20 protein-coding genes, 2 tRNA genes and 1 other annotated feature are annotated in these 17,896 nt (G+C 35.2%); of the genes, 16 read left to right on the top strand and 6 right to left on the bottom strand.

Annotated elements, in window-relative coordinates; translation table 11 throughout:
* Positions 1 to 11 precede the first annotated feature (11 nt).
* From dltC to IGI65_RS06265, 5 genes are all read left to right on the top strand, one after another.
* Positions 12 to 248: a D-alanine--poly(phosphoribitol) ligase subunit DltC gene (gene dltC, locus IGI65_RS06245; RefSeq protein ID WP_016172567.1), complete on the top strand. Its 237-nt coding sequence runs from the start codon at positions 12 to 14 to the stop codon at positions 246 to 248.
* Between the two features lie 2 nt (positions 249 to 250).
* Positions 251 to 1,510 carry a D-alanyl-lipoteichoic acid biosynthesis protein DltD gene (gene dltD, locus IGI65_RS06250; RefSeq protein WP_438773593.1) on the top strand — a complete coding sequence of 420 codons (1,260 nt, stop codon included), beginning with the start codon at positions 251 to 253 and terminating at the stop codon, positions 1,508 to 1,510.
* A 174-nt stretch (positions 1,511 to 1,684) separates the two neighbouring features.
* Complete coding sequence (locus IGI65_RS06255) at positions 1,685 to 2,767, top strand: M42 family metallopeptidase (RefSeq protein WP_438773594.1); 1,083 nt, start codon at positions 1,685 to 1,687, stop codon at positions 2,765 to 2,767.
* Positions 2,768 to 2,962: 195 nt separating this feature from the next.
* On the top strand, positions 2,963 to 3,697 hold the full coding sequence (locus tag IGI65_RS06260) for an MBL fold metallo-hydrolase (protein ID WP_438773595.1): 735 nt from the start codon (positions 2,963 to 2,965) through the stop codon (positions 3,695 to 3,697).
* Between the two features lie 52 nt (positions 3,698 to 3,749).
* On the top strand, positions 3,750 to 4,754 hold the full coding sequence (locus IGI65_RS06265) for a lipoate--protein ligase (protein WP_438773596.1): 1,005 nt from the start codon (positions 3,750 to 3,752) through the stop codon (positions 4,752 to 4,754).
* A 45-nt stretch (positions 4,755 to 4,799) separates the two neighbouring features.
* Here IGI65_RS06265 and proS read toward each other — a convergent pair whose 3' ends face one another.
* Together proS and IGI65_RS06275 are read right to left on the bottom strand one after the other, a co-directional pair.
* The gene (gene proS / locus IGI65_RS06270) at positions 4,800 to 6,239 is read right to left on the bottom strand and encodes a proline--tRNA ligase (protein WP_438773597.1); all 1,440 of its coding nucleotides are present in this window, start codon (positions 6,237 to 6,239) and stop codon (positions 4,800 to 4,802) included.
* A gap of 320 nt (positions 6,240 to 6,559) precedes the next feature.
* Positions 6,560 to 8,404, bottom strand: a complete 1,845-nt coding sequence (locus IGI65_RS06275; RefSeq protein WP_438773598.1) for a hypothetical protein — start codon at positions 8,402 to 8,404, stop codon at positions 6,560 to 6,562.
* A gap of 330 nt (positions 8,405 to 8,734) precedes the next feature.
* Between IGI65_RS06275 and IGI65_RS06280 the strand changes: the two genes are divergently transcribed.
* From IGI65_RS06280 to IGI65_RS06295, 4 genes are all read left to right on the top strand, one after another.
* The gene (locus IGI65_RS06280) at positions 8,735 to 9,244 is read left to right on the top strand and encodes a signal peptidase I (protein ID WP_095007120.1); all 510 of its coding nucleotides are present in this window, start codon (positions 8,735 to 8,737) and stop codon (positions 9,242 to 9,244) included.
* 116 nt (positions 9,245 to 9,360) lie between these two features.
* Complete coding sequence (locus IGI65_RS06285) at positions 9,361 to 10,041, top strand: O-methyltransferase (RefSeq protein ID WP_438773599.1); 681 nt, start codon at positions 9,361 to 9,363, stop codon at positions 10,039 to 10,041.
* Positions 10,042 to 10,098: 57 nt separating this feature from the next.
* Complete coding sequence (locus IGI65_RS06290; protein ID WP_438773600.1) at positions 10,099 to 10,917, top strand: alpha/beta hydrolase; 819 nt, start codon at positions 10,099 to 10,101, stop codon at positions 10,915 to 10,917.
* An 81-nt stretch (positions 10,918 to 10,998) separates the two neighbouring features.
* Positions 10,999 to 11,072: transfer RNA gene (locus IGI65_RS06295), tRNA-Arg, on the top strand.
* A 927-nt stretch (positions 11,073 to 11,999) separates the two neighbouring features.
* Here the strand turns inward: IGI65_RS06295 and IGI65_RS06300 are convergent.
* On the bottom strand, positions 12,000 to 12,149 hold the full coding sequence (locus IGI65_RS06300) for a hypothetical protein (protein ID WP_438773602.1): 150 nt from the start codon (positions 12,147 to 12,149) through the stop codon (positions 12,000 to 12,002).
* Positions 12,150 to 12,399: 250 nt separating this feature from the next.
* The gene (locus IGI65_RS06305; protein WP_438773603.1) at positions 12,400 to 13,056 is read right to left on the bottom strand and encodes a hypothetical protein; all 657 of its coding nucleotides are present in this window, start codon (positions 13,054 to 13,056) and stop codon (positions 12,400 to 12,402) included.
* Between the two features lie 270 nt (positions 13,057 to 13,326).
* Here IGI65_RS06305 and IGI65_RS06310 point away from each other — a divergent pair, with 270 nt between their 5' ends.
* Positions 13,327 to 14,376 carry a glycosyltransferase family 4 protein gene (locus IGI65_RS06310; RefSeq protein WP_438773604.1) on the top strand — a complete coding sequence of 350 codons (1,050 nt, stop codon included), beginning with the start codon at positions 13,327 to 13,329 and terminating at the stop codon, positions 14,374 to 14,376.
* A 100-nt stretch (positions 14,377 to 14,476) separates the two neighbouring features.
* On the opposite strand, the gene IGI65_RS06315 is transcribed toward IGI65_RS06310, so the two are convergent.
* Positions 14,477 to 15,109, bottom strand: a complete 633-nt coding sequence (locus IGI65_RS06315; protein WP_438773605.1) for a uracil-DNA glycosylase — start codon at positions 15,107 to 15,109, stop codon at positions 14,477 to 14,479.
* 167 nt (positions 15,110 to 15,276) lie between these two features.
* Positions 15,277 to 15,348: a sequence feature (ribosomal protein L21 leader region), on the top strand.
* Positions 15,349 to 15,367: 19 nt separating this feature from the next.
* Here IGI65_RS06315 and rplU point away from each other — a divergent pair.
* The 5 genes from rplU to IGI65_RS06340 all read left to right on the top strand — a co-directional run bounded on the left by rplU (position 15,368) and on the right by IGI65_RS06340 (position 17,311).
* Positions 15,368 to 15,676 (top strand): 50S ribosomal protein L21, encoded by a 309-nt coding sequence (rplU, locus tag IGI65_RS06320; RefSeq protein WP_016172553.1) that lies wholly within the window; start codon positions 15,368 to 15,370, stop codon positions 15,674 to 15,676.
* Between the two features lie 23 nt (positions 15,677 to 15,699).
* Positions 15,700 to 16,044 carry a ribosomal-processing cysteine protease Prp gene (locus IGI65_RS06325; RefSeq protein WP_071863599.1) on the top strand — a complete coding sequence of 115 codons (345 nt, stop codon included), beginning with the start codon at positions 15,700 to 15,702 and terminating at the stop codon, positions 16,042 to 16,044.
* A gap of 12 nt (positions 16,045 to 16,056) precedes the next feature.
* Positions 16,057 to 16,350, top strand: coding sequence for a 50S ribosomal protein L27 (gene rpmA, locus IGI65_RS06330; RefSeq protein ID WP_016172551.1), 294 nt, complete (start codon positions 16,057 to 16,059; stop codon positions 16,348 to 16,350).
* A 124-nt stretch (positions 16,351 to 16,474) separates the two neighbouring features.
* Entirely contained in the window at positions 16,475 to 16,684 is a 210-nt protein-coding gene (locus tag IGI65_RS06335) for a cold-shock protein (protein ID WP_071863600.1), read from the top strand.
* Between the two features lie 69 nt (positions 16,685 to 16,753).
* Entirely contained in the window at positions 16,754 to 17,311 is a 558-nt protein-coding gene (locus IGI65_RS06340) for a GNAT family N-acetyltransferase (RefSeq protein WP_438773606.1), read from the top strand.
* A gap of 66 nt (positions 17,312 to 17,377) precedes the next feature.
* Here IGI65_RS06340 and IGI65_RS06345 read toward each other — a convergent pair.
* A tRNA-Glu gene (locus IGI65_RS06345) sits at positions 17,378 to 17,450 on the bottom strand.
* A 192-nt stretch (positions 17,451 to 17,642) separates the two neighbouring features.
* Here IGI65_RS06345 and IGI65_RS06350 point away from each other — a divergent pair.
* Positions 17,643 to 17,816, top strand: a complete 174-nt coding sequence (locus IGI65_RS06350; protein WP_169818335.1) for a hypothetical protein — start codon at positions 17,643 to 17,645, stop codon at positions 17,814 to 17,816.
* Positions 17,817 to 17,896 lie beyond the last annotated feature (80 nt).

Genomic DNA, 17,896 nt, shown 5'->3' on the forward strand with positions numbered 1-17,896 from the left:
GAGAATGAACAATGAAAGACACAGTATTAGATATTTTAGAAGAAATTACCGGGACAGATGAAGTCAAACAAAATTTGGATGTCAACTTATTTGATGAAGGTTTAATGGATTCGATGGCGACAGTTCAATTATTAGTAGAATTAGAAGGGCAATTGGATGTCCAAGTACCTGTTTCAGAATTTGACCGTGAAGAATGGGATACACCAAATAAAATTATTGCTAAAGTTTCTGAATTAAAAGGGAACTAGTGATGAAAAAAAAGCTTCTTGCTATCTTTGGGCCGCTTATAGCAGCTACGGTCCTGCTGGCACTGTTTTTCTTTTCACCATTTAAAATTAACGATGAAAATAAAGACTTATGGGCCCAAGCTAGCAGTTCGATGTCAGGCAATATTTTACGCGGCAACTCGATTAAAAACGAAGCTGTGAAATCTGGGGAGTATGTACCGTTTTTTGGTTCTTCTGAATTAAGCCGGATCAGTCCTTTTCACCCTTCAGTTTTAGCTAAGAAATACCAGCGTAACTATACGCCATTTTTACTTGGTGCACCTGGCACACAATCTTTAACTCAATATATGATGATGCAGTCTTTTGGTAATGACTTAAAAGATAAAAAGGTAGTCTTTATTATTTCACCGCAATGGTTTGTTAAAGGGGGAATTAAACGAGCTTATTTTGACGCTTATTTCTCTGAGTTGCAAACCTATACTTGGGCTGTCAAATTAGATAAAATTTCTGAAACAGACAAATATTTAGCGGCTCGATTATTGGCTTATGAAAAAGTCGATCATGATGAAACGCTTCGTTTAATGTTAAAAGAAATTGCTAATGGAAAATTACCAGCTGCTAAACAAGTGGATGTTGCCAAATTTCATATCAACATGTTGAATCGGGAAGATGAACTTTTTAGTGAAATTGGTTTAGTATCTAAAAATGGCCAAATTGACCACCAAGCAAAGAAATTACCTGCAGTTTATAACGAACAAAAACTAGATGAGCAAGCACAAAAAATTGGTCAAAAGGCAACTTCAAATAATGATTTTGGGATTGAAAATAAGTTTTATAGTCGGCGAATTAAGCCACGTTTGAAAAAATTTGCCGATTCCCAAGCCAATTGGGACTATCGTTATTCCAAAGAATTTTCCGATTTTCAATTAGTCTTAGATCAACTGGCAAAAGAAAATACGCAAGCGCTTTTCATTATTCCTCCAATTAATGGCAAGTGGAGTGAATATACCGGTTTGTCGCAAAATATGTTGCAAGAATTTAGTAAAAAGATAACCTATCAGCTACGTTCGCAAGGGTTTAATCATATTGCTGACTTTACCAATAAAGATCATGAACCATATTTCATGACTGACACCATTCATTTGGGTTGGCGTGGTTGGTTAGCAGCAGATCAATATATTAAACCATTTTTGGAAAATACCACTTCAAGTCCAACTTATCATTTAAATAATTACTTTTATTCAAATGGTTGGCAAAATCAAAATCCGGCAACCATTAAGTAATAAAAGCGGAATAGATTTTTAGTACCCTAGTAATAAGACGAAATCTTGATAAAAAATATAATCATTTTATTTATAAATGATGCAGTAGTTCAGTTGTCGCTGAACTACTGTTTTTTATAATGCCTCATGTTATAATCAAAGGCGTAATAATTAATGCTAGGAGTGGCAGCGCACATGGATAAAAGTGAAGAGCAGTTACTAATTGAACTGACCTCAGCTAGAGGGGTTCCAGGTAATGAAGATGAAGTTCGTGAAGTTTTCAAAAAGTATGCGGCGCCTTTTGCAGAAGATATTTCTTTTGATGGGTTAGGTAGTGTGATCGCAAAACACGTCGGTGAAGGCGGTGGCCCTAAAATTTTTATTTCAGGGCATATGGATGAAGTTGGTTTTATGGTGACAAAAATTACCGAACAAGGTTTTATTGAATTTCAAACATTAGGTGGCTGGTGGAGTCAAGTTATGTTAGCCCAACAAGTTGAAATTAAAACCCAAGCAGGTAAATTAATTCGTGGTGTAATTGGTTGTAAACCACCTCACGTTTTAACACCAGAAGCTAGAAAACAACCTTATGAAATTAAAGATATGTTTATTGATATTGGTGCTACAAGCCAAAAAGAAGCACAAGAGTGGGGAATTCGTCCAGGCGATATGATTACGCCTTATATCGAATATGAACGTTTAAACGGCGGTAAATTTTTACTAGCTAAAGCATGGGATAACCGAGTGGGAACTGCTGTTTCATTACGTGTTTTAGAAAACCTAGCTAAAGAGGGCCATCCAAATTGTCTTTTTGCTGGTAGTGACGTGATGGAAGAAGTCGGTTTAAGAGGAGCTAGAACGAGCACGCATTTAGTTAATCCAGATATTGCGATTGCGTTAGATACAGGTACTGCTGGCGATACTCCTGGTATGACACCAAAAGAAGCAGATTCCAAATTAGGGGCAGGACCACAAGTCTTAATTTTTGATGCTTCAATGGTACCGCATAAGAAATTATTGAATTTTGTCGTTAATGTAGCAGAAGAATTGGAAATTCCATTCCAATACACTGTTATTACTGGTGGGGGTACCGATGCTGGGCAAATGCATCTAACTCGTGATGGTGTACCATCATTAGCCATTACAGTACCAGTGCGCTACTTGCACTCGCATACTTCGATTATTCATGAAGATGATTATTTAAATACGGTTAAATTAGTCACAGAGGTTGTCCGTCGTTTAGACGATGAAGCGGTCAAAAATATTCGTAGCTATTAACCTTACGTGAATAAAAAATACCCTTTAAAAAGGCGTGAAATGGGTTATATCAGCATAAAATTGTCAAAAGGCTTCCCCAAAAAAGTTGGTGAAGCCTTTTTGGCGATTAAAAACCAATAATATACTTGTTAAATGAATTATTTCGTGAAAAGATAAAATTGTGCTAGCATAAAAGAAAAGGAAGGTGTGAGGAAGATGAAATTAACCGTATTGGGATGTCTAGGAGCATACCCTTATAAAGGACAAGGCACAACTGGCTATTTATTACAATCCGGTGACTTTAATTTATTATTGGATTGTGGGAGTACAACTTTAGTAGAATTGGAAAAAAGATTGGATCCGCTAGATCTTGATGCTGTGATAATTTCTCATTACCATCACGATCATATTGCTGATTTAGGTGTTTTACAGTATTATTTTCAACTTTTTCCGGCTGAAAATAAGAAAATTTTGCCAATTTATGGGCATACTTTAGATGAATTTCATTTTAATGATTTAACTATGGCTAATGTTTCAGAAGGTCGTCCATATTACGAAACAAAACAGTTGGATTTGGGACCGTTTTCTGTTACATTTATGAAGACGATTCATCCTGTAACTTGTTATGCAATGCGTTTTGTGGAAAATGATACAGGTAAAATATTTGTATTTACCGGAGACTCAGGTTATTTGGCGGAATTTAATGATTTTGCGAAAAGTGCAGATCTCTTTTTAGCTGATACTTATTTGTTTAATGGTAATGAACACCACAAGGCTCATTTTACCGCACAAGAATCGGGAAGCTTTGCGAAAAATGCAGCAGTTAAAAAGCTTGTTTTGACGCATTTACCACAATTTGGTGATTTGCAACTATTAAAAGAACAAGCACAAACAGCGGCGGGCGCAATACCTGTAGAATTAGCTGCTGTTGGCAAAGAATTTTTAATTTAAGGATGAAGCGTGTCAGATAGAAATGTGTCGCTGATGAATAGGAGGATGTACTGTGATTTTTGTACCAAATGAAAACAATGACCCAAGAGTGAATTTAGCAATTGAACACTTTTTAGTTCAAGAATATCCTTTAACGGAACCAATTTTGTTGTTTTATATTAATGAACCATCTATTATTATTGGTCGCAATCAAAATACAATCGAAGAAATCAATCAAGAATATGTGGACGAACACGGTATTCATGTGGTACGTCGATTGAGTGGTGGCGGGGCCGTTTATCATGATTTGGGCAACTTAAATTTCAGTTTCATTATGCCAGATGATGGCGACTCTTTCCGTGATTTTGAAAAACTAACTAAACCTATTGTCGCTGCCTTACAAGAAATGGGCGTTAAAGGAGCACAATTAAAAGGTCGTAACGATTTAGTAATTGATGATCAAAAATTTTCTGGTAATGCGATGTATGCAACTAACGGGAGAATGTTCGCTCATGGTACAATTATGTTTGACAGTGATATTAATGAAGTTGTGAATGCTTTAAAAGTGCGTAAGGATAAAATTGAATCAAAAGGAATAAAATCAATTCGTTCTCGTGTCACAAATGTTAAACCGTTCTTACCAGCAGATAAACAAGACATGACAACAAAAGATTTCCGCGAAGAAATCTTATTGAAAATTTTTGGCGTCTCTGATGTAAAAGACGTTAAAACATATCAATTAACAGATAGTGATTGGGAAAAAATTAATCAAATTTCAAATGATTATTATCGTAATTGGGATTGGAATTATGGCCGTTCCCCTGAATTTGATTTAGAACGTCGTAAACGCTTTGCCATCGGTTCAATTGAAGTACGCCTAAATGTCCAAAAAGGTGTTATCACGGCTGCTAAAATTTATGGTGATTTCTTTGGTTTAGGTGATATTCACGATGTGGAACAAGCTTTAGTAGGTGTCAAATATGAAAAAGAAGCATTAAAAGCTGCGATAGAAAAAATTGATGTTCACAAATACTTTGGTAATATTACCAAAGCAGAATTTTTAGAATTATTATATTAAAAAATCACGACCTTTAAGGTCGTGATTTTTTTATGTTTGAGTTTATTAATAAGCGCGGGCAATCCATAAAGTATATTTAGCTGGTTTACCACTTACCAAGTCAAATTCTTTTTCCATTGGCACTTCAAAAGGAATATTACGGGTAGTAAAGCCAGTTTCTTCTTTGATTTTAGCTTCTGTTTCTTCACTACCATCCCAACCAACTAAGACAAAACCAGGTACTGTTCCTTCTGCATTAGATTTTTCAATATGAGCTTTTAGTTCAGCTAATGTATTAATATCATAATGTTCATTGGCTTTATTGCGTGCTCGTGCTTTTTCTAGTAAACGTTTTGGCATGATTTGCAATTGTTCTGCAACATAATCATCTAATTCTGCGAAAGTGACAGTATTTTTTTCATCTAAATCCCGGACTTTAACCATCACATGACCATTTTCTAAATCACGAGGGCCACATTCAATCCGCAAGCAAGCACCTTTTAATTCCCACTCGTTAAATTTATAGCCAGGTGAATTATCCGTATCATCAAGACGTACCCGGTAGCCAGCTTTTTTAAATTTAGCAAATAATTCATCTAATTTTTCCATAATCGCAGGATTTTTCTTCCAAGGGCCCACTGGCATTAAAACGATTTGGGTTGGCGCAACAGTTGGCGGAAAGACTAAACCTTTTTCGTCACCATGCGTCATAATTAATGAACCTAATAAACGTGTGGACATGCCCCAAGAAGTGGTATGCACATAGGTATGTTTATTTTCTTTGGTTAGGTAAGTAATATCAAAAGCTTCAGCAAATTTTGTCCCTAAATAATGAGATGTCCCAGCTTGCACTGCTTTACCATCTTGCATCATCGCTTCAATAGAATAAGTATCTACTGCACCAGCAAAACGTTCAGAAGGCGTTTTTTGGCCTTTATACACAGGAATTGCTAAAAACTCTTCAGCTAAACGGGCATATTCATCTAAAATTCCCATTGTCCGTTCTCTGGCATCTGATTCATTGGCGTGGGCAGTGTGACCTTCTTGCCATAAAAATTCAGAAGTACGTAAAAATGGCAATGTTTTTTTCTCCCAACGAAAGACGTTAGCCCATTGGTTAATTTCATAAGGTAGATCGCGATAAGAGTTGATCCAATCTGAAAAAGCAGAACCAATCATTGTTTCAGAAGTAGGACGTAAAGCTAACGGTTCATCTAGTTTTTCATCACCGACTTCTGTTACCCAAGGTAATTCAGGTGCAAAGCCTTCAATATGGTCCGCTTCTTTCATAAAGAAACTTTTGGGAATTAACATTGGAAAATAGGCATTGCGAATATCTTGGGTTTTCAAGAATTTATTAAATTCTTCTTGAATATGTTCCCACAGTTCAAAACCATCTGGCCGGAAAATAATAGAGCCTCGGACAGGCGAATAAGCCATTAATTCGGCTTGTTGAATGGTTTTTAAATACCATTCGGTAAAATCATTTTTTTGTTGTTCAGACATGTTGTTTCCTCCTAAAATATTTACTATTTTGACTAAAAGATTAAAGGTCAAAATAAAAACGCATCTCATCCTAAAAAGGACGAAATGCGTGAATTTCGCGGTACCACCTTTATTGACTGGTTTACCAGTCCAACTCAAGACAAGGATAAGGGCCTTAACCCGATTATTTTCATAATCATTACCATCGGGAGGTTCAAAAAATTAGCGGGTACCAAATTTTCAGCAAGTCATTGGCTCTCTAAACCATAATTTAAATACTAATCCGACTGTCTCTATGCTAATGGTAAACACTAAAAATTGCAAGTTAAAATTATGCTGAACTAGTTAAGTGAAAGTAAAAGCTTAATTTGATCTTTTGTTTCATCTTTTGCATGGTTTAATTGACCTTGGTATTTTTTTGCGATTTTTTCAATGACAAAAAGATCCAATACTTCTTTTTTGGGAAAATCAGTTGTAATCCCTTGTTCAAAAATATTCGTATGGTAGTGGGCGGTATGGCTACAATTAATTTCTAGTTTTTCTGCGCTATATTGTATTTGCAAATGAATTTGGCGTTCTTTTGGATCGTGAATAGCATAAGTTTCACGCATCGCATGTTCAAGTAGATGGACTAAAATCTGACTTAAATCATCATCTGCGACTGTCAATGTTGCCGGTAATTTTGCCTCGAAATTTACCGCGATACTTCTTTGTTCAGCGTTTTTTTGGTAACGATTTAAAATCAAATTGGTTAACGTATGGTCAGAAAAAGAACCGATGATATCCAGTTGATTGGTTTCTTCTAAAAGTTTGCCTAAATATTCATTTACAGCCGGTAGATTACCATCTTCACCTAAGTCTTTGACTAACAGTAAATTTTGTCTAAAATCTTTTCGAAGTTGTTCTAATTCTTGTAGATGAGTAATGACAGAGGCGTGATTATCTTCTAATAGTTCCGTTTTTAATTCTAAAAAGTGCATTTGACGTTTGTTTTTTTCGCTTCTGGCGACACCTTCAACAAGTGTATAAGTAAAAATAACGAGTAAAATTACAGCAAATAAAAGTCCTGAAATGTTGACCAGGTAAAAATTGGATTGCACCACACTTGTGATATAGATAAAGCAGTGGGCCATGGCAACTAAGACAATCCACGGGGTGCAAATGACAAAAAAACGATTTTTTTGGTGGGCTTCTGTAATGGCGGCAATGGTCGTCGCAAGTGTTCCAAAAATGTTAGCCGCATCGATATAAAATTTGACTTCAGGTAAATCCACTTTTGTTAAAACAGCCCAAAGTAAAATCGCTAAGTCGAAGCTTATATGGAAAAATACCCACAGGCGATAATATTTTTGGCTTTGTTGCATCTTTAAGCAGTAATAGGAAATTAAAAAAATTGGTGTAAAAATAGCAAGTAACATCGCAAGCGTCGAATTAACTAAAGGACTAAATAATAAACCTGCTAAAATATCTCCTGCTGCAGCTTCCAAGGCGATAGTCAAAGCAAAGCAAGCTAGTAAAATCAATTCCCAATTTAAGCGCTGTTTTTTTATCAATTCAGCCCCGATAAAAATCATAATGGCAATACTGATAAAGGTGCAAACAATTAAGATTAAGATTTGTGGCATTGAGACAGAAACAATATAAGACATGAGCGAATCAGCTTCGCCTATGAAGACACGCGCTGGAATTCCCGCGTAATTTTTATAGGGGCTCTTTACTTCAATTCGTAAAATTTTGCCAACGTAGTTTTTGGGTAATTGGACCTCAGTCATAATGTTTCCGGGGTTTTTTTTGCCAAAAGGGGTTGGTTTTACCGTGTTAGGGTTATATTGATAGAGAATCTCCCCGTTTAAAGTAACGGTTAACCATTGATGATTTCCTTGAATTAAGAGTGTAGGATTAGCTACTTTACGCACCATGGTTCTTTCCATAACCATCGTTTCATCAGTTGAAACGCTATTTAGTCGTTTGACGTAACGACTTTTAAATAAAGTGATAGGATCATCTTTGGCATAATAGACCCAGGTATCTTTTATTTCGGCCATGCTCCCTTTAGAAAAAGGAGTATTTAAAGCTTGAATGAAAAAGATACCGATTGCCATGAAAACTAGTACCACTAACAAATAGGGAACCCAGCTGATTTTACGATCTTTTTTCTTTAAAATTTCATTATTTAATTTTTTCATAATGAGTATCGTAACCCTTCGTTTAGTTTAAATAAAATATGATTATTTTTTTGCTTAAGTATATTTTTATAGAATCTTTACAATGGAAATGTTTCTTTTAAAAATTACTATAGCTATTTGTAACGTTTTAAACCATTATACTTTAATTTTTTGTGTTATTAAAATAAAGATTTTTATTTAAAAAAAGATAATAATTGTTTTATTTATATTTGTGATTTACTTGCTTAAGGAAAGGCTTAAAAAAGCTTTTGGGATTTATTCACTTTAAAACGTGTGATATAATCTAATTATAATTAGAGAAAAAGAAGAAAATTATGAGTGAGGTGTGGAATGGCTAATTTCAGACATATGGGCTTGTTGGGATCGATTATTGTAACTGTCGTGATGGCATTGGCTTTACTAATTACGCTTTTGCCACATCTTTTTGGGATGACAATTTCAATCGTAAAAGACGGGGATATGCAGCCTACTTATCCAAAAGGTAGCTTAATTTTTGTCCGCCAAGAAAATCCCCAAGATATTTATGTTGGCGAGGTTATTACGTATTACGTTAATCAAGGGGAAAGCATTCAAACACGACGGGTAGTAGCGAAAGAAGAAAATCAAGTTTTTTACACAAAAGGTGATGGCAATGAGCAAATGGAAATTGGATATGTTAGTAGTCGTAATTTAATCGGGCAACCGGTCATTCATTTGCCTTACTTAGGTCATTTCGTTTCAAGTGAGTTGCTTGAGTTATTGCAACAAGTTTTTTGGTTAATTGCTGGCTTTATTACTTTAACGACAATTTGGCATCTATTTGAACATGTTATACATAATCGTCATGTCCGTAACTACTGAGGTAGAACGGACTTTTTTTGTTCTGAAAAACAGTTAGTTGATAAGTAGAATAATTTGGTAAAAAGATTGCGGAAGTTTTTGTTCCTACGTATAATAGCAAAAGCGAGGTGGAGAAAATGTTAAATGAAATGATGGATCGACCAGTTGTAAATAAACGATTGGTGGAATATATGCGGACAAAGCAAAAATTTCTACCAGGCCAATTAGGAGAGTTAGAAAAAGATGCGCACAAAAGACGCGTACCAATTATTCCCCATGAAACAGTAGTCTTTTTACAATTTTTACTAGGCCAGTTAAAACCAAAAGAAGTTTTAGAAATTGGAGCTGCAATTGGTTTTTCTTCTAGTTTAATGGCGCAGTTTGTCGGGGATGGTCATGTCACGACGATTGATCGCTTTGATCTAATGATTAAAGAAGCTAAGGCTAATTATGAAAAATTAGGTTTAACAGATAAAGTCACTTTATTAGAAGGTGATGCTGCAGAAGTGTTACCAACACTTAGCGGACCTTATGATTTTATGTTCATGGATAGTGCAAAATCAAAATACATTGAATTTTTACCCGAGTGTTTACGACTTTTAAAGGTCGGTGGTGTTTTAATGGTGGATGATGTCTTTCAAGGTGGGACGATTTTAGATGCAATCGAAGATATTCCTCGTAAAAATCGCAGTATCCATCGCAAATTAAATCAATTTTTAGATCTTGTTTTAACGCATCCAGACTTAACTTCAACGTTAGTGCCTTTAGGAGATGGGGTTTTACTAATTACTAAAGAAAAAGAGACGATTGTTTTATAGTTTAATTTTCATTTAAGCTATCTGACTTATTCTTACTTTAAAAAGTGAGGATGGCAGATGGAAATAAAGAAGTTTTTAAAAGGAGTTTTAGTAGTGGGGCTTTTGGCATTTTTATTAAATAGTTTTCAGTTAGTAAAAGTAGAAGCTGAAAAAAAAGAACAACCCATCAGCCTTAAAAATGAAGCTTTGGTAATGGTTCCAGGGACAGGTGCAAGTGTCGATCGCTTTGATCAATTGCTTTTAAAACTACAAAAGACAAATGAAATAGATGTTTTGAAAATTACAGTTCAAACAAACGGACAGCTAACGATTAGTGGCAAACTCACCGCAGAAAATCACCAGCCTGTGATTGTAATCGGTTTTGCTGATAGTTCAGAAGCGGCGGTCCCAAAACAGGCAGTCTGGTTTCAAAAAGCAATTCATTATGTACAACAAACTTATAATGTGCAAAAATATAATTTTTTAGGACATTCCAATGGCGGCTTAGTGATGACTGATTATTTGGAATACGTCTATCTTTCAATTGATCCTAAGCCAGAAAAAATCATTTTTTTAGGAACTCCCTTTAATGATGTAGGCTGGAAATATAATGAAATGACGCGCACTTTTACTACAGTGAAGGAAAATAGCGCAATTTTTGAGCGGTATAAGGCTAAAGCATTGCGTTTGCCAGAAGAAGTAGACGTAATAAATATTGCAGGAAATGTTGCAACCGGTAATTCTGACGGTACGGTTCCGGTAACGAGTGTCTTAGCAGGACGAATCCTTTATGGCGATAGTCAAAGCTACCAAGAGGTAATCTTGACACAACAAGCTAAGCATAGCCAACTTGTGACAAATCCCGAGTTAGTAGCTTTGTTGCAAGATTTTTTCTGATTAGAAGAAAAATAACACAATTATTAGCAAAACTAATTGACATTAGGTAGTCAGTTTTTTATAATTGACTTTGTTGCTGATGTCATAGTAGCTCAGCCGGATAGAGCATCCGCCTTCTAAGCGGACGGTCGGGGGTTCGAATCCCTCCTGTGACGCTACCTAACTCTGAAAAGAGTTACTTAACCCCGCCAAATGTTAATTTGGCGGGGTTTTTCATTTGAAAATAAACGAATGCACGTTCGAAAAATCAGTCGCAAATTAGTCACTTAGTCACAAAAAAGCCACAAGACAACTGTTTTTGCAGAAAATCTCGTGAATTTTGTGACTTTTTCTATTTAGAAAAATAGGTAAAAAGCTGATAATATTAAAATTACTAGAAGCTTTACTGTCTTACTTATGGCTTTGGGCGAATTTAAAACAGCCTCTATCATTCCTGCTCTCTTTTTTGTTATAAAGATTACTGAATCATTTCAAACATGAGCTGTTTAGTCCATGTTCTCCGTACGTTTTTTTAATCTATCCATTCAAAATCAATTACCAATTTTCTTTTAGAAGGCGATTAACGAATTTTGTGATGGAATCAGAAAATACAATGAAAAATAAGCCGGATATGTTGATAAAAAAATTGAAACCAAAGAACAGAGCATTTAGGATGATGACAACAATTCCAAAATAAAGAATTGAATTATTTTTTAGATTAATCCAGTGACCGCTCCTTTGTATTAATTTATAAACAATAACTGATGCTAATTTTAAGTGAAATTAACTCATCAACTTATTGAAAACAGAATAAAGTGGTATGGGTAAAAAGTACATGAGTTATTTTTTTGCTAAAAATGGTTGAAAAAAAGATTAACAACTGCATTATACACCTGAAAATGTTTAAAAATAGTAATAAAAATCTTTACCAATAAGAGCTGATGGCTATGTGCATATCCGTGGTCTAAGCGTTTATCTTACTGATAAGTGAAATTTTAGTATTGCGTGTGAGAACGAATGACAGAAAAAAAGAACGATAGCTCGTAAAAGAAGCCTCAGGAGTCAAACTGCTCCTAAGGCTTTTTTGTTTTATTATAGGTCTATCATGAAATTGTAGAGCGGACAAGCTTAAAATGGATGGTTTTAGGTCTTTCAGGTTTCGTTTCATTTAAAGCAGTCTTAATGATTTTTTCACGGGATTTTTTATAATTATCAATACGACGGGCTAAAATTTCTTCTTTTGTCTGTTTCATAATAATCCCTCCTAAGATTAATGTATCTATAGGTTAGCACCATCTTGATGAGTTTTCGAAGATATTGCTTGTACGTTGATGAACAAAAAGACAGGCTAATGTGAAAAGTAAAAAGCAATAGAGAAAAGGTGAAACAAAATAAAAACAGAACAATTCTTGTAAAAATAGCGCTTTTTATATCAAATTATGCTTCAAGAAAATAAATATTTGAATTGAAAATTTCATTGTATCTATGAAGAACTGTTGCCATTTAGCGTGTTTTGTTTAAAACAAAATCGTAATCATGGGTCGCATTTTGATCAGAATTTGAAGCATCGATTTTTTTGGCAGTAAATTTTAGTTCAATTGAGGTAACCGCATCGGGATCGGCTAACTTTTCTAGGGGGTATGCAGCGGTGCCTGCAACGGTTTTGTGAGCTGCCAGGTCGCCACCAAACTCATCCATAGCTAAGTTTCCAGTTGTTTTTTCGCTAGTATTTGTTAGCAGAGTTCCTTTTTCTGGTTGTACATTAACCGGCGTGTCACCAGTTGTAATTGTAAAATGAATTAAAACGTAGCCTTCATATTGCTTATCTTGATTATCTTTATAGTTTTTTATTTGGATAATTGTGCACTCGTCACTTGTGATAGTAACATTTTCCCAAGTAGCGTCTGTCAACGTAACGTTATATTCTTTCGTAGCGATTAATTTTGCTTTAGTGGCCCCGGTTTTTTCAGCTAATTGCTGATATTTTGCTTGATTAATTAGTAAATCAGGGTCTTTTTCAGTTGCTGAAGTAGCGGTAGTCTGATGTAAGCTGTCGGTTGAATTATGTTGACTTGAAGTGAGAGTGTTGTCTGCTTTTTTTTGGCAGCCTGATATAAGCAATGTTGAGCTCAGAAATACTAGTAGCAATATTTTTTTCATAACAATCCTCTTTTCTATTGAAATAATTTCTATCTTTAATTAAATTTTAACATTTGCAAGGTGCAACGCAAGTCCAAAGTCAGGCTTTAGGATGATTTTATTCATTTTGGGCTTATGCTATAATTGTAGTGATCATAAAATAGACTCCTTTATTAATAGTCTAATTTTATTGAAACCTTTTTTATTCTCGCTTTATTTTATAGAGCGGAATCACGGTTGGTAAAAACGGTTTTCACTATTTTTTAAATTAAGTTTTGAAGGGATTTAATTATGTTAAAAATAACTATGTTTTCTCGCGCTGACACTGTTAAAGGCCAGGGAGTGGGGAGTGCTTATAATGAATTAATTAGAATGTTAAAAGCGCGTTTTAATAAAACGTTTGATGTGCGTATCAATGAATATAAAAAATCGGATATCTCTCATTACCACACGATTAATCCTGAATTTTATTTGTCGACTTTTTTTAAACGACGTCGGGGTGTGACAGTAGGATATGTGCACTTTTTACCTGAGACTTTAGAAGGTAGTATCCACTTGGCAAAACCAATTCAAAAGATTTTTAATTGGTATGTTTTATCTTTTTATCGCCGTATGGATAAATTAGTGGTTGTAAATCCCAGTTTTACTCCGAAATTGATTAAAGCTGGAATACCGGAAAAAAAAATTAACTATATTCCAAATTTTGTCTCTAACGAAGAGTTTTATCAGATGACTCCTGATAAAAAAGACGAGTTAAGGAAAAAGTATCAAATTTCATCAGATAAGTTTGTCATTTTAGGAGTTGGACAAATTCAAAAACGAAAAGGCGTTGATGACTTTATTCGGCTAGCAAAAGAAAATCCGGAAGTATCCTTTATTTGGGTCGGAGGATTTTCGTTTGGCAAAATAACGGATGGTTATGAAGAATATAAAGAAGTATATGAAAATCCACCGGCAAATTTAACCTTTACCGGTATTATTGATCGCAGTGAATTGGTTAATTACTATAATATTGCTGATATTTTCTTATTGCCTTCTTATAACGAATTGTTTCCAATGAGTATTTTGGAAGCTTTTAGCTGTCAAACACCTGTGATGGTGCGTAATTTGGATTTATATGAGGCGGTTATTTCTGGCTACTATTTGGGAGCAGATGATTTTTGGGAAATGGATCGTGCCATTAAAGCGTTGCAAACTGACGACGACTTATTAAAAAAATATGCTTGTTTAGCCCATGAGGCTTCAAATTATTATTCTGAAGCCCACGTAGGAGAACTTTGGTATGATTTTTATACTGGCTTATTAAAAACCGATGATGAAACAGAAAAGGCAAATGTTTAAAAACGCAACTACTACTTTTTGCTGATTTATTTTCAGCGTGGAAGTAGTAGCTGCGTTTTTCGCTTTTAAATTAGTAGCAAAGTTTAGTGAGTTACATGTGTTACAGTAAGTTACCAATTACTTGCCAGTCTGATTTTATCAGTGATTCAAGCTTGCGATTGTAAAAAATAGCGGCTGGGTGAAATAAAGGAACAAGCGTATAATCTTCTTTTGACCAAATATAATCGTCCATGGTTTCATTTAATATTTGAATGGGATGCTGGATTATTTGGCCGTGATAATTAGAGATATTGTACTGATTTCCTAGAAGTCTTTTAAGGCCGATATTGCCGACTGGAGCGATTAATTTTGGCTTTACCTGTTTTATTTCATAATCTAAAATAGGCGCATGAGCTAAGACTTCTTTTTTAGTAGGAGTCCGATTGGGGTAAATAATTTCTTTTGTCCCTGTCTTTTTATTTATGCGTTCTTTGATTGCATAAGGACGACTACGAACGGCACTGGTAATATAAACATCATCTCTAGTTAAATTAACACTAGTGAAACACGCCATTAGTTCTTTGCCGGCTTGGCCACTAAAAGGAATAAAGTTTTCAATTTCTTTACGTCCGGGTGCTTCACCGACAATCATCAGTTTGGGATAAAGTGGTCCATGACCTGAGACAAATCCTTCTAAATTAAAATTTTGCGAACGTTTGTTTACGAATTCAACTAATTCCACTGGATATTCCATCCTCATCCCCTCCGTCTTTAGTATAACGTGAAGAAGGTAAATAATAAAAAAGGAGCTCTCAATTTAGCGTTAAAAGCGTACGTAAAAGTGATCTTCTAATTTTTAAAGAAAACTAATTGACGACACGCTTATTTTTTGTTAAAGTGTAAATGTTGTAATTGTGGACTCCACAGCTACAACCGCTCAGAACAAGTATTAAGTACATTTTGTCACTTGGGATGGCGAGTCTAAGTATATTATAAGGAGGTGCTTTAGAGCATGTACGCAATTATCAAAACTGGTGGTAAACAAGTTAAAGTTGAAGTTGGTCAAGCAATCTACGTTGAAAAATTAGACGTTGAAGCTGGTGGCAAAGTCACTTTTGACGAAGTTATCTTAGTAGGTGGCGAATCAACGAAAGTTGGCGCACCAACTGTTGCAGGCGCAACTGTTGAAGGAACTGTTGAAAAACACGGTAAACAAAAGAAAGTTGTTACTTTCAAATATAAACCTAAAAAACACTCTCACCGCAAGCAAGGTCATCGTCAACCATATACTAAAGTGGTTATCGACGCAATCAACGCTTAATACTTGCGAGAAAGGTCGCACTAATGATCAAAGGGACATTCAAACGCAATGACTCTGGCCAGATTGTTACATTCACATTGACAGGACATGCCGAAGCTGGGCCATATGGTAGTGATATTGTTTGTGCTGGTGTTTCCGCATTAGCAATCAGTACCATTAACGGCATTGATGCTTTAGCTGGGGTTGCACCTAAAGTTGAAGCAAATGAATCTGAAGGCGGCTATCTTAAAATGGATGTCGTATCAGGTTTAACTCAAGAACAAACTAACATTGAACAAATTCTTTTAGAAAATTTGTTGTTAGGTTTACAGTCAATTGAAACCGAAAATAGTGAGTTTATTCAAATTAATACCATTACAGAAAAATAGGAGGTGCATCTCATGTTGATGAAAATGAATTTGCAATTCTTCGCTCATAAAAAAGGTGGCGGTTCTACTTCTAACGGTCGTGACTCAGAATCTAAACGTTTAGGCGCTAAACGTGCGGACGGTCAAACTGTTACTGGTGGCTCAATCCTTTACCGCCAACGCGGTACTAAAATTTATCCAGGTGTAAACGTGGGTAAAGGTGGCGACGATACTTTATTTGCTAAAGTTGACGGCGTAGTACGTTTCGAACGTAAAGGCCGTGACAAAAAACAAGTATCTGTCTACCCAGTAGCGAAAGAAGCTTAATGAAATGATAAGGTGTTAGTATTCGAATGAATGCTAACACCTTTTTTTTGTAGTACATTAAAAACAAATAGCAGTTTTTTATCAGTAAAGTGATATAAAAATGTAATAAAAAAGGAAGGGTAAAATGGAAGGTCAGGTAAAGTCGTTTAATGAAAAGGGTGGCTATGGCTTTTTAGAAAATGAACATCATCAAGTGATGTTTGTTTATCGCGACGATATTATAAGTCCTGCTGATAAGATCTTATTGGATGATCAAAAAGTAGTTTATGATGTCGTGACCAATAAAAACGGTCAGAAAAAAGCGGTTAATGTAAAAGTAGTAGATAAAACCTAACAAAGCAAGTCATAAGTAGTTTGTCTAAGAAAAAACCTTATGTTACGCTTTTTTAAAAGGGGGAGGCTTATGAAAGAAACAATTCGGATGGCAAAAAAAGAAGATGCTAAAGCGATACTTGCAATTTATGCGCCTTATGTCAAAGAGACTGCCATTACATTTGAATACGAGGTTCCTACATTAGAGAATTTTGAAGCACGAATTAGTCAAACTCTAGCTCGCTATCCTTATTTGGTGGCAGAAAATGAGCAAGGGGTTGTAATTGGCTTTGCCTATGCAGGAGTGTATAAAGAGCGGGCAGCTTATGATTGGAGTTGTGAAGTTACGATTTATTTAGCCAAGGGCATGGAAAGTCGCGGTTTGGGTTCGCGTCTTTATCAGGCGTTGGAAGCAGAACTACGAAAGCAAAATGTTATTCAGTTATTGGCTTGTGTGACTGCTGATAACATCAGTAGTATTAAGTTTCATGAAAAACTAGGCTATAAAGAAGTTGGAACTTTTTCTAATCTAGGTTACAAATTTAATAAATGGTATGACGTTTTATGGCTACAAAAGACGTTACAAAAGCCAGATGTAGTTCCCGAAGAATTTATTCCTAAAAATAAAAAAACGCGCATTACCATGTAGAATTCTAAAAAACGAGATAAAAATCTCGCTTTTTAGAATCAATACAAAATGCGCAAGTCTTTTTTATAGCCTGTACGGGATTCGAACCCGTGTCTCCGCGCTGAGAACGCAGCGTCTTAAACCGCTTGACTAACAGGTCGTATTACATTTCTTATCTTAGCACTTTTTTATTTACTGTAAAGTAAGATGTCTTTTTAACTTACAAAATTGTTCGTTGGGTGATAGTTCTTTAAAAGGCGAATTACATTTGATTTTGTTACACTGCTTTTAATGAGTAAACAAGTGTTATTTCTATTTGAGAAAAGCATGAAATCTTGTAAGGGGTGAAAAGATGAGTGTAATTGGAGTGGGAAGTTTTATTTTTGGCTTGCTATTATTGGGGGTAGCTCTTTTAAAGAAAAAAACAGCAAAACAAAATATCGTGCTGTCTGAAACATTTCAGTTGGCGGCGTTGTTAATTTTTGTCGGTTCTTTTATTATGTTTATGCCGCATCTGGGCATTTGAGGATTGTGTGATACAATTTATCGGTAATAGTAGAAAAGCCATTGGAGCAATGACATATTCTTCAATGGCTTTTTAGTTTG

It is taken from the genome of Enterococcus sp. DIV0755b (assembly GCF_051713765.1).
GTDB lineage: Bacteria > Bacillota > Bacilli > Lactobacillales > Enterococcaceae > Enterococcus_C > Enterococcus_C canintestini.

Coding starts and splice junctions, on each gene's coding strand:
- dltC (WP_016172567.1), top strand. CDS start 12: ATGAAAGACACAGTATTAGATATTTTAGAAGAAATTACCGGGACAGAT.
- dltD (WP_438773593.1), top strand. CDS start 251: ATGAAAAAAAAGCTTCTTGCTATCTTTGGGCCGCTTATAGCAGCTACG.
- IGI65_RS06255 (WP_438773594.1), top strand. CDS start 1,685: ATGGATAAAAGTGAAGAGCAGTTACTAATTGAACTGACCTCAGCTAGA.
- IGI65_RS06260 (WP_438773595.1), top strand. CDS start 2,963: ATGAAATTAACCGTATTGGGATGTCTAGGAGCATACCCTTATAAAGGA.
- proS (WP_438773597.1), bottom strand. CDS start 6,239: ATGTCTGAACAACAAAAAAATGATTTTACCGAATGGTATTTAAAAACC.
- IGI65_RS06275 (WP_438773598.1), bottom strand. CDS start 8,404: ATGAAAAAATTAAATAATGAAATTTTAAAGAAAAAAGATCGTAAAATC.
- IGI65_RS06280 (WP_095007120.1), top strand. CDS start 8,735: ATGGCTAATTTCAGACATATGGGCTTGTTGGGATCGATTATTGTAACT.
- IGI65_RS06285 (WP_438773599.1), top strand. CDS start 9,361: ATGTTAAATGAAATGATGGATCGACCAGTTGTAAATAAACGATTGGTG.
- IGI65_RS06290 (WP_438773600.1), top strand. CDS start 10,099: ATGGAAATAAAGAAGTTTTTAAAAGGAGTTTTAGTAGTGGGGCTTTTG.
- IGI65_RS06300 (WP_438773602.1), bottom strand. CDS start 12,149: ATGAAACAGACAAAAGAAGAAATTTTAGCCCGTCGTATTGATAATTAT.
- IGI65_RS06305 (WP_438773603.1), bottom strand. CDS start 13,056: ATGAAAAAAATATTGCTACTAGTATTTCTGAGCTCAACATTGCTTATA.
- IGI65_RS06310 (WP_438773604.1), top strand. CDS start 13,327: ATGTTAAAAATAACTATGTTTTCTCGCGCTGACACTGTTAAAGGCCAG.
- IGI65_RS06315 (WP_438773605.1), bottom strand. CDS start 15,109: ATGGAATATCCAGTGGAATTAGTTGAATTCGTAAACAAACGTTCGCAA.
- rplU (WP_016172553.1), top strand. CDS start 15,368: ATGTACGCAATTATCAAAACTGGTGGTAAACAAGTTAAAGTTGAAGTT.
- IGI65_RS06325 (WP_071863599.1), top strand. CDS start 15,700: ATGATCAAAGGGACATTCAAACGCAATGACTCTGGCCAGATTGTTACA.
- rpmA (WP_016172551.1), top strand. CDS start 16,057: ATGTTGATGAAAATGAATTTGCAATTCTTCGCTCATAAAAAAGGTGGC.
- IGI65_RS06335 (WP_071863600.1), top strand. CDS start 16,475: ATGGAAGGTCAGGTAAAGTCGTTTAATGAAAAGGGTGGCTATGGCTTT.
- IGI65_RS06340 (WP_438773606.1), top strand. CDS start 16,754: ATGAAAGAAACAATTCGGATGGCAAAAAAAGAAGATGCTAAAGCGATA.
- IGI65_RS06350 (WP_169818335.1), top strand. CDS start 17,643: ATGAGTGTAATTGGAGTGGGAAGTTTTATTTTTGGCTTGCTATTATTG.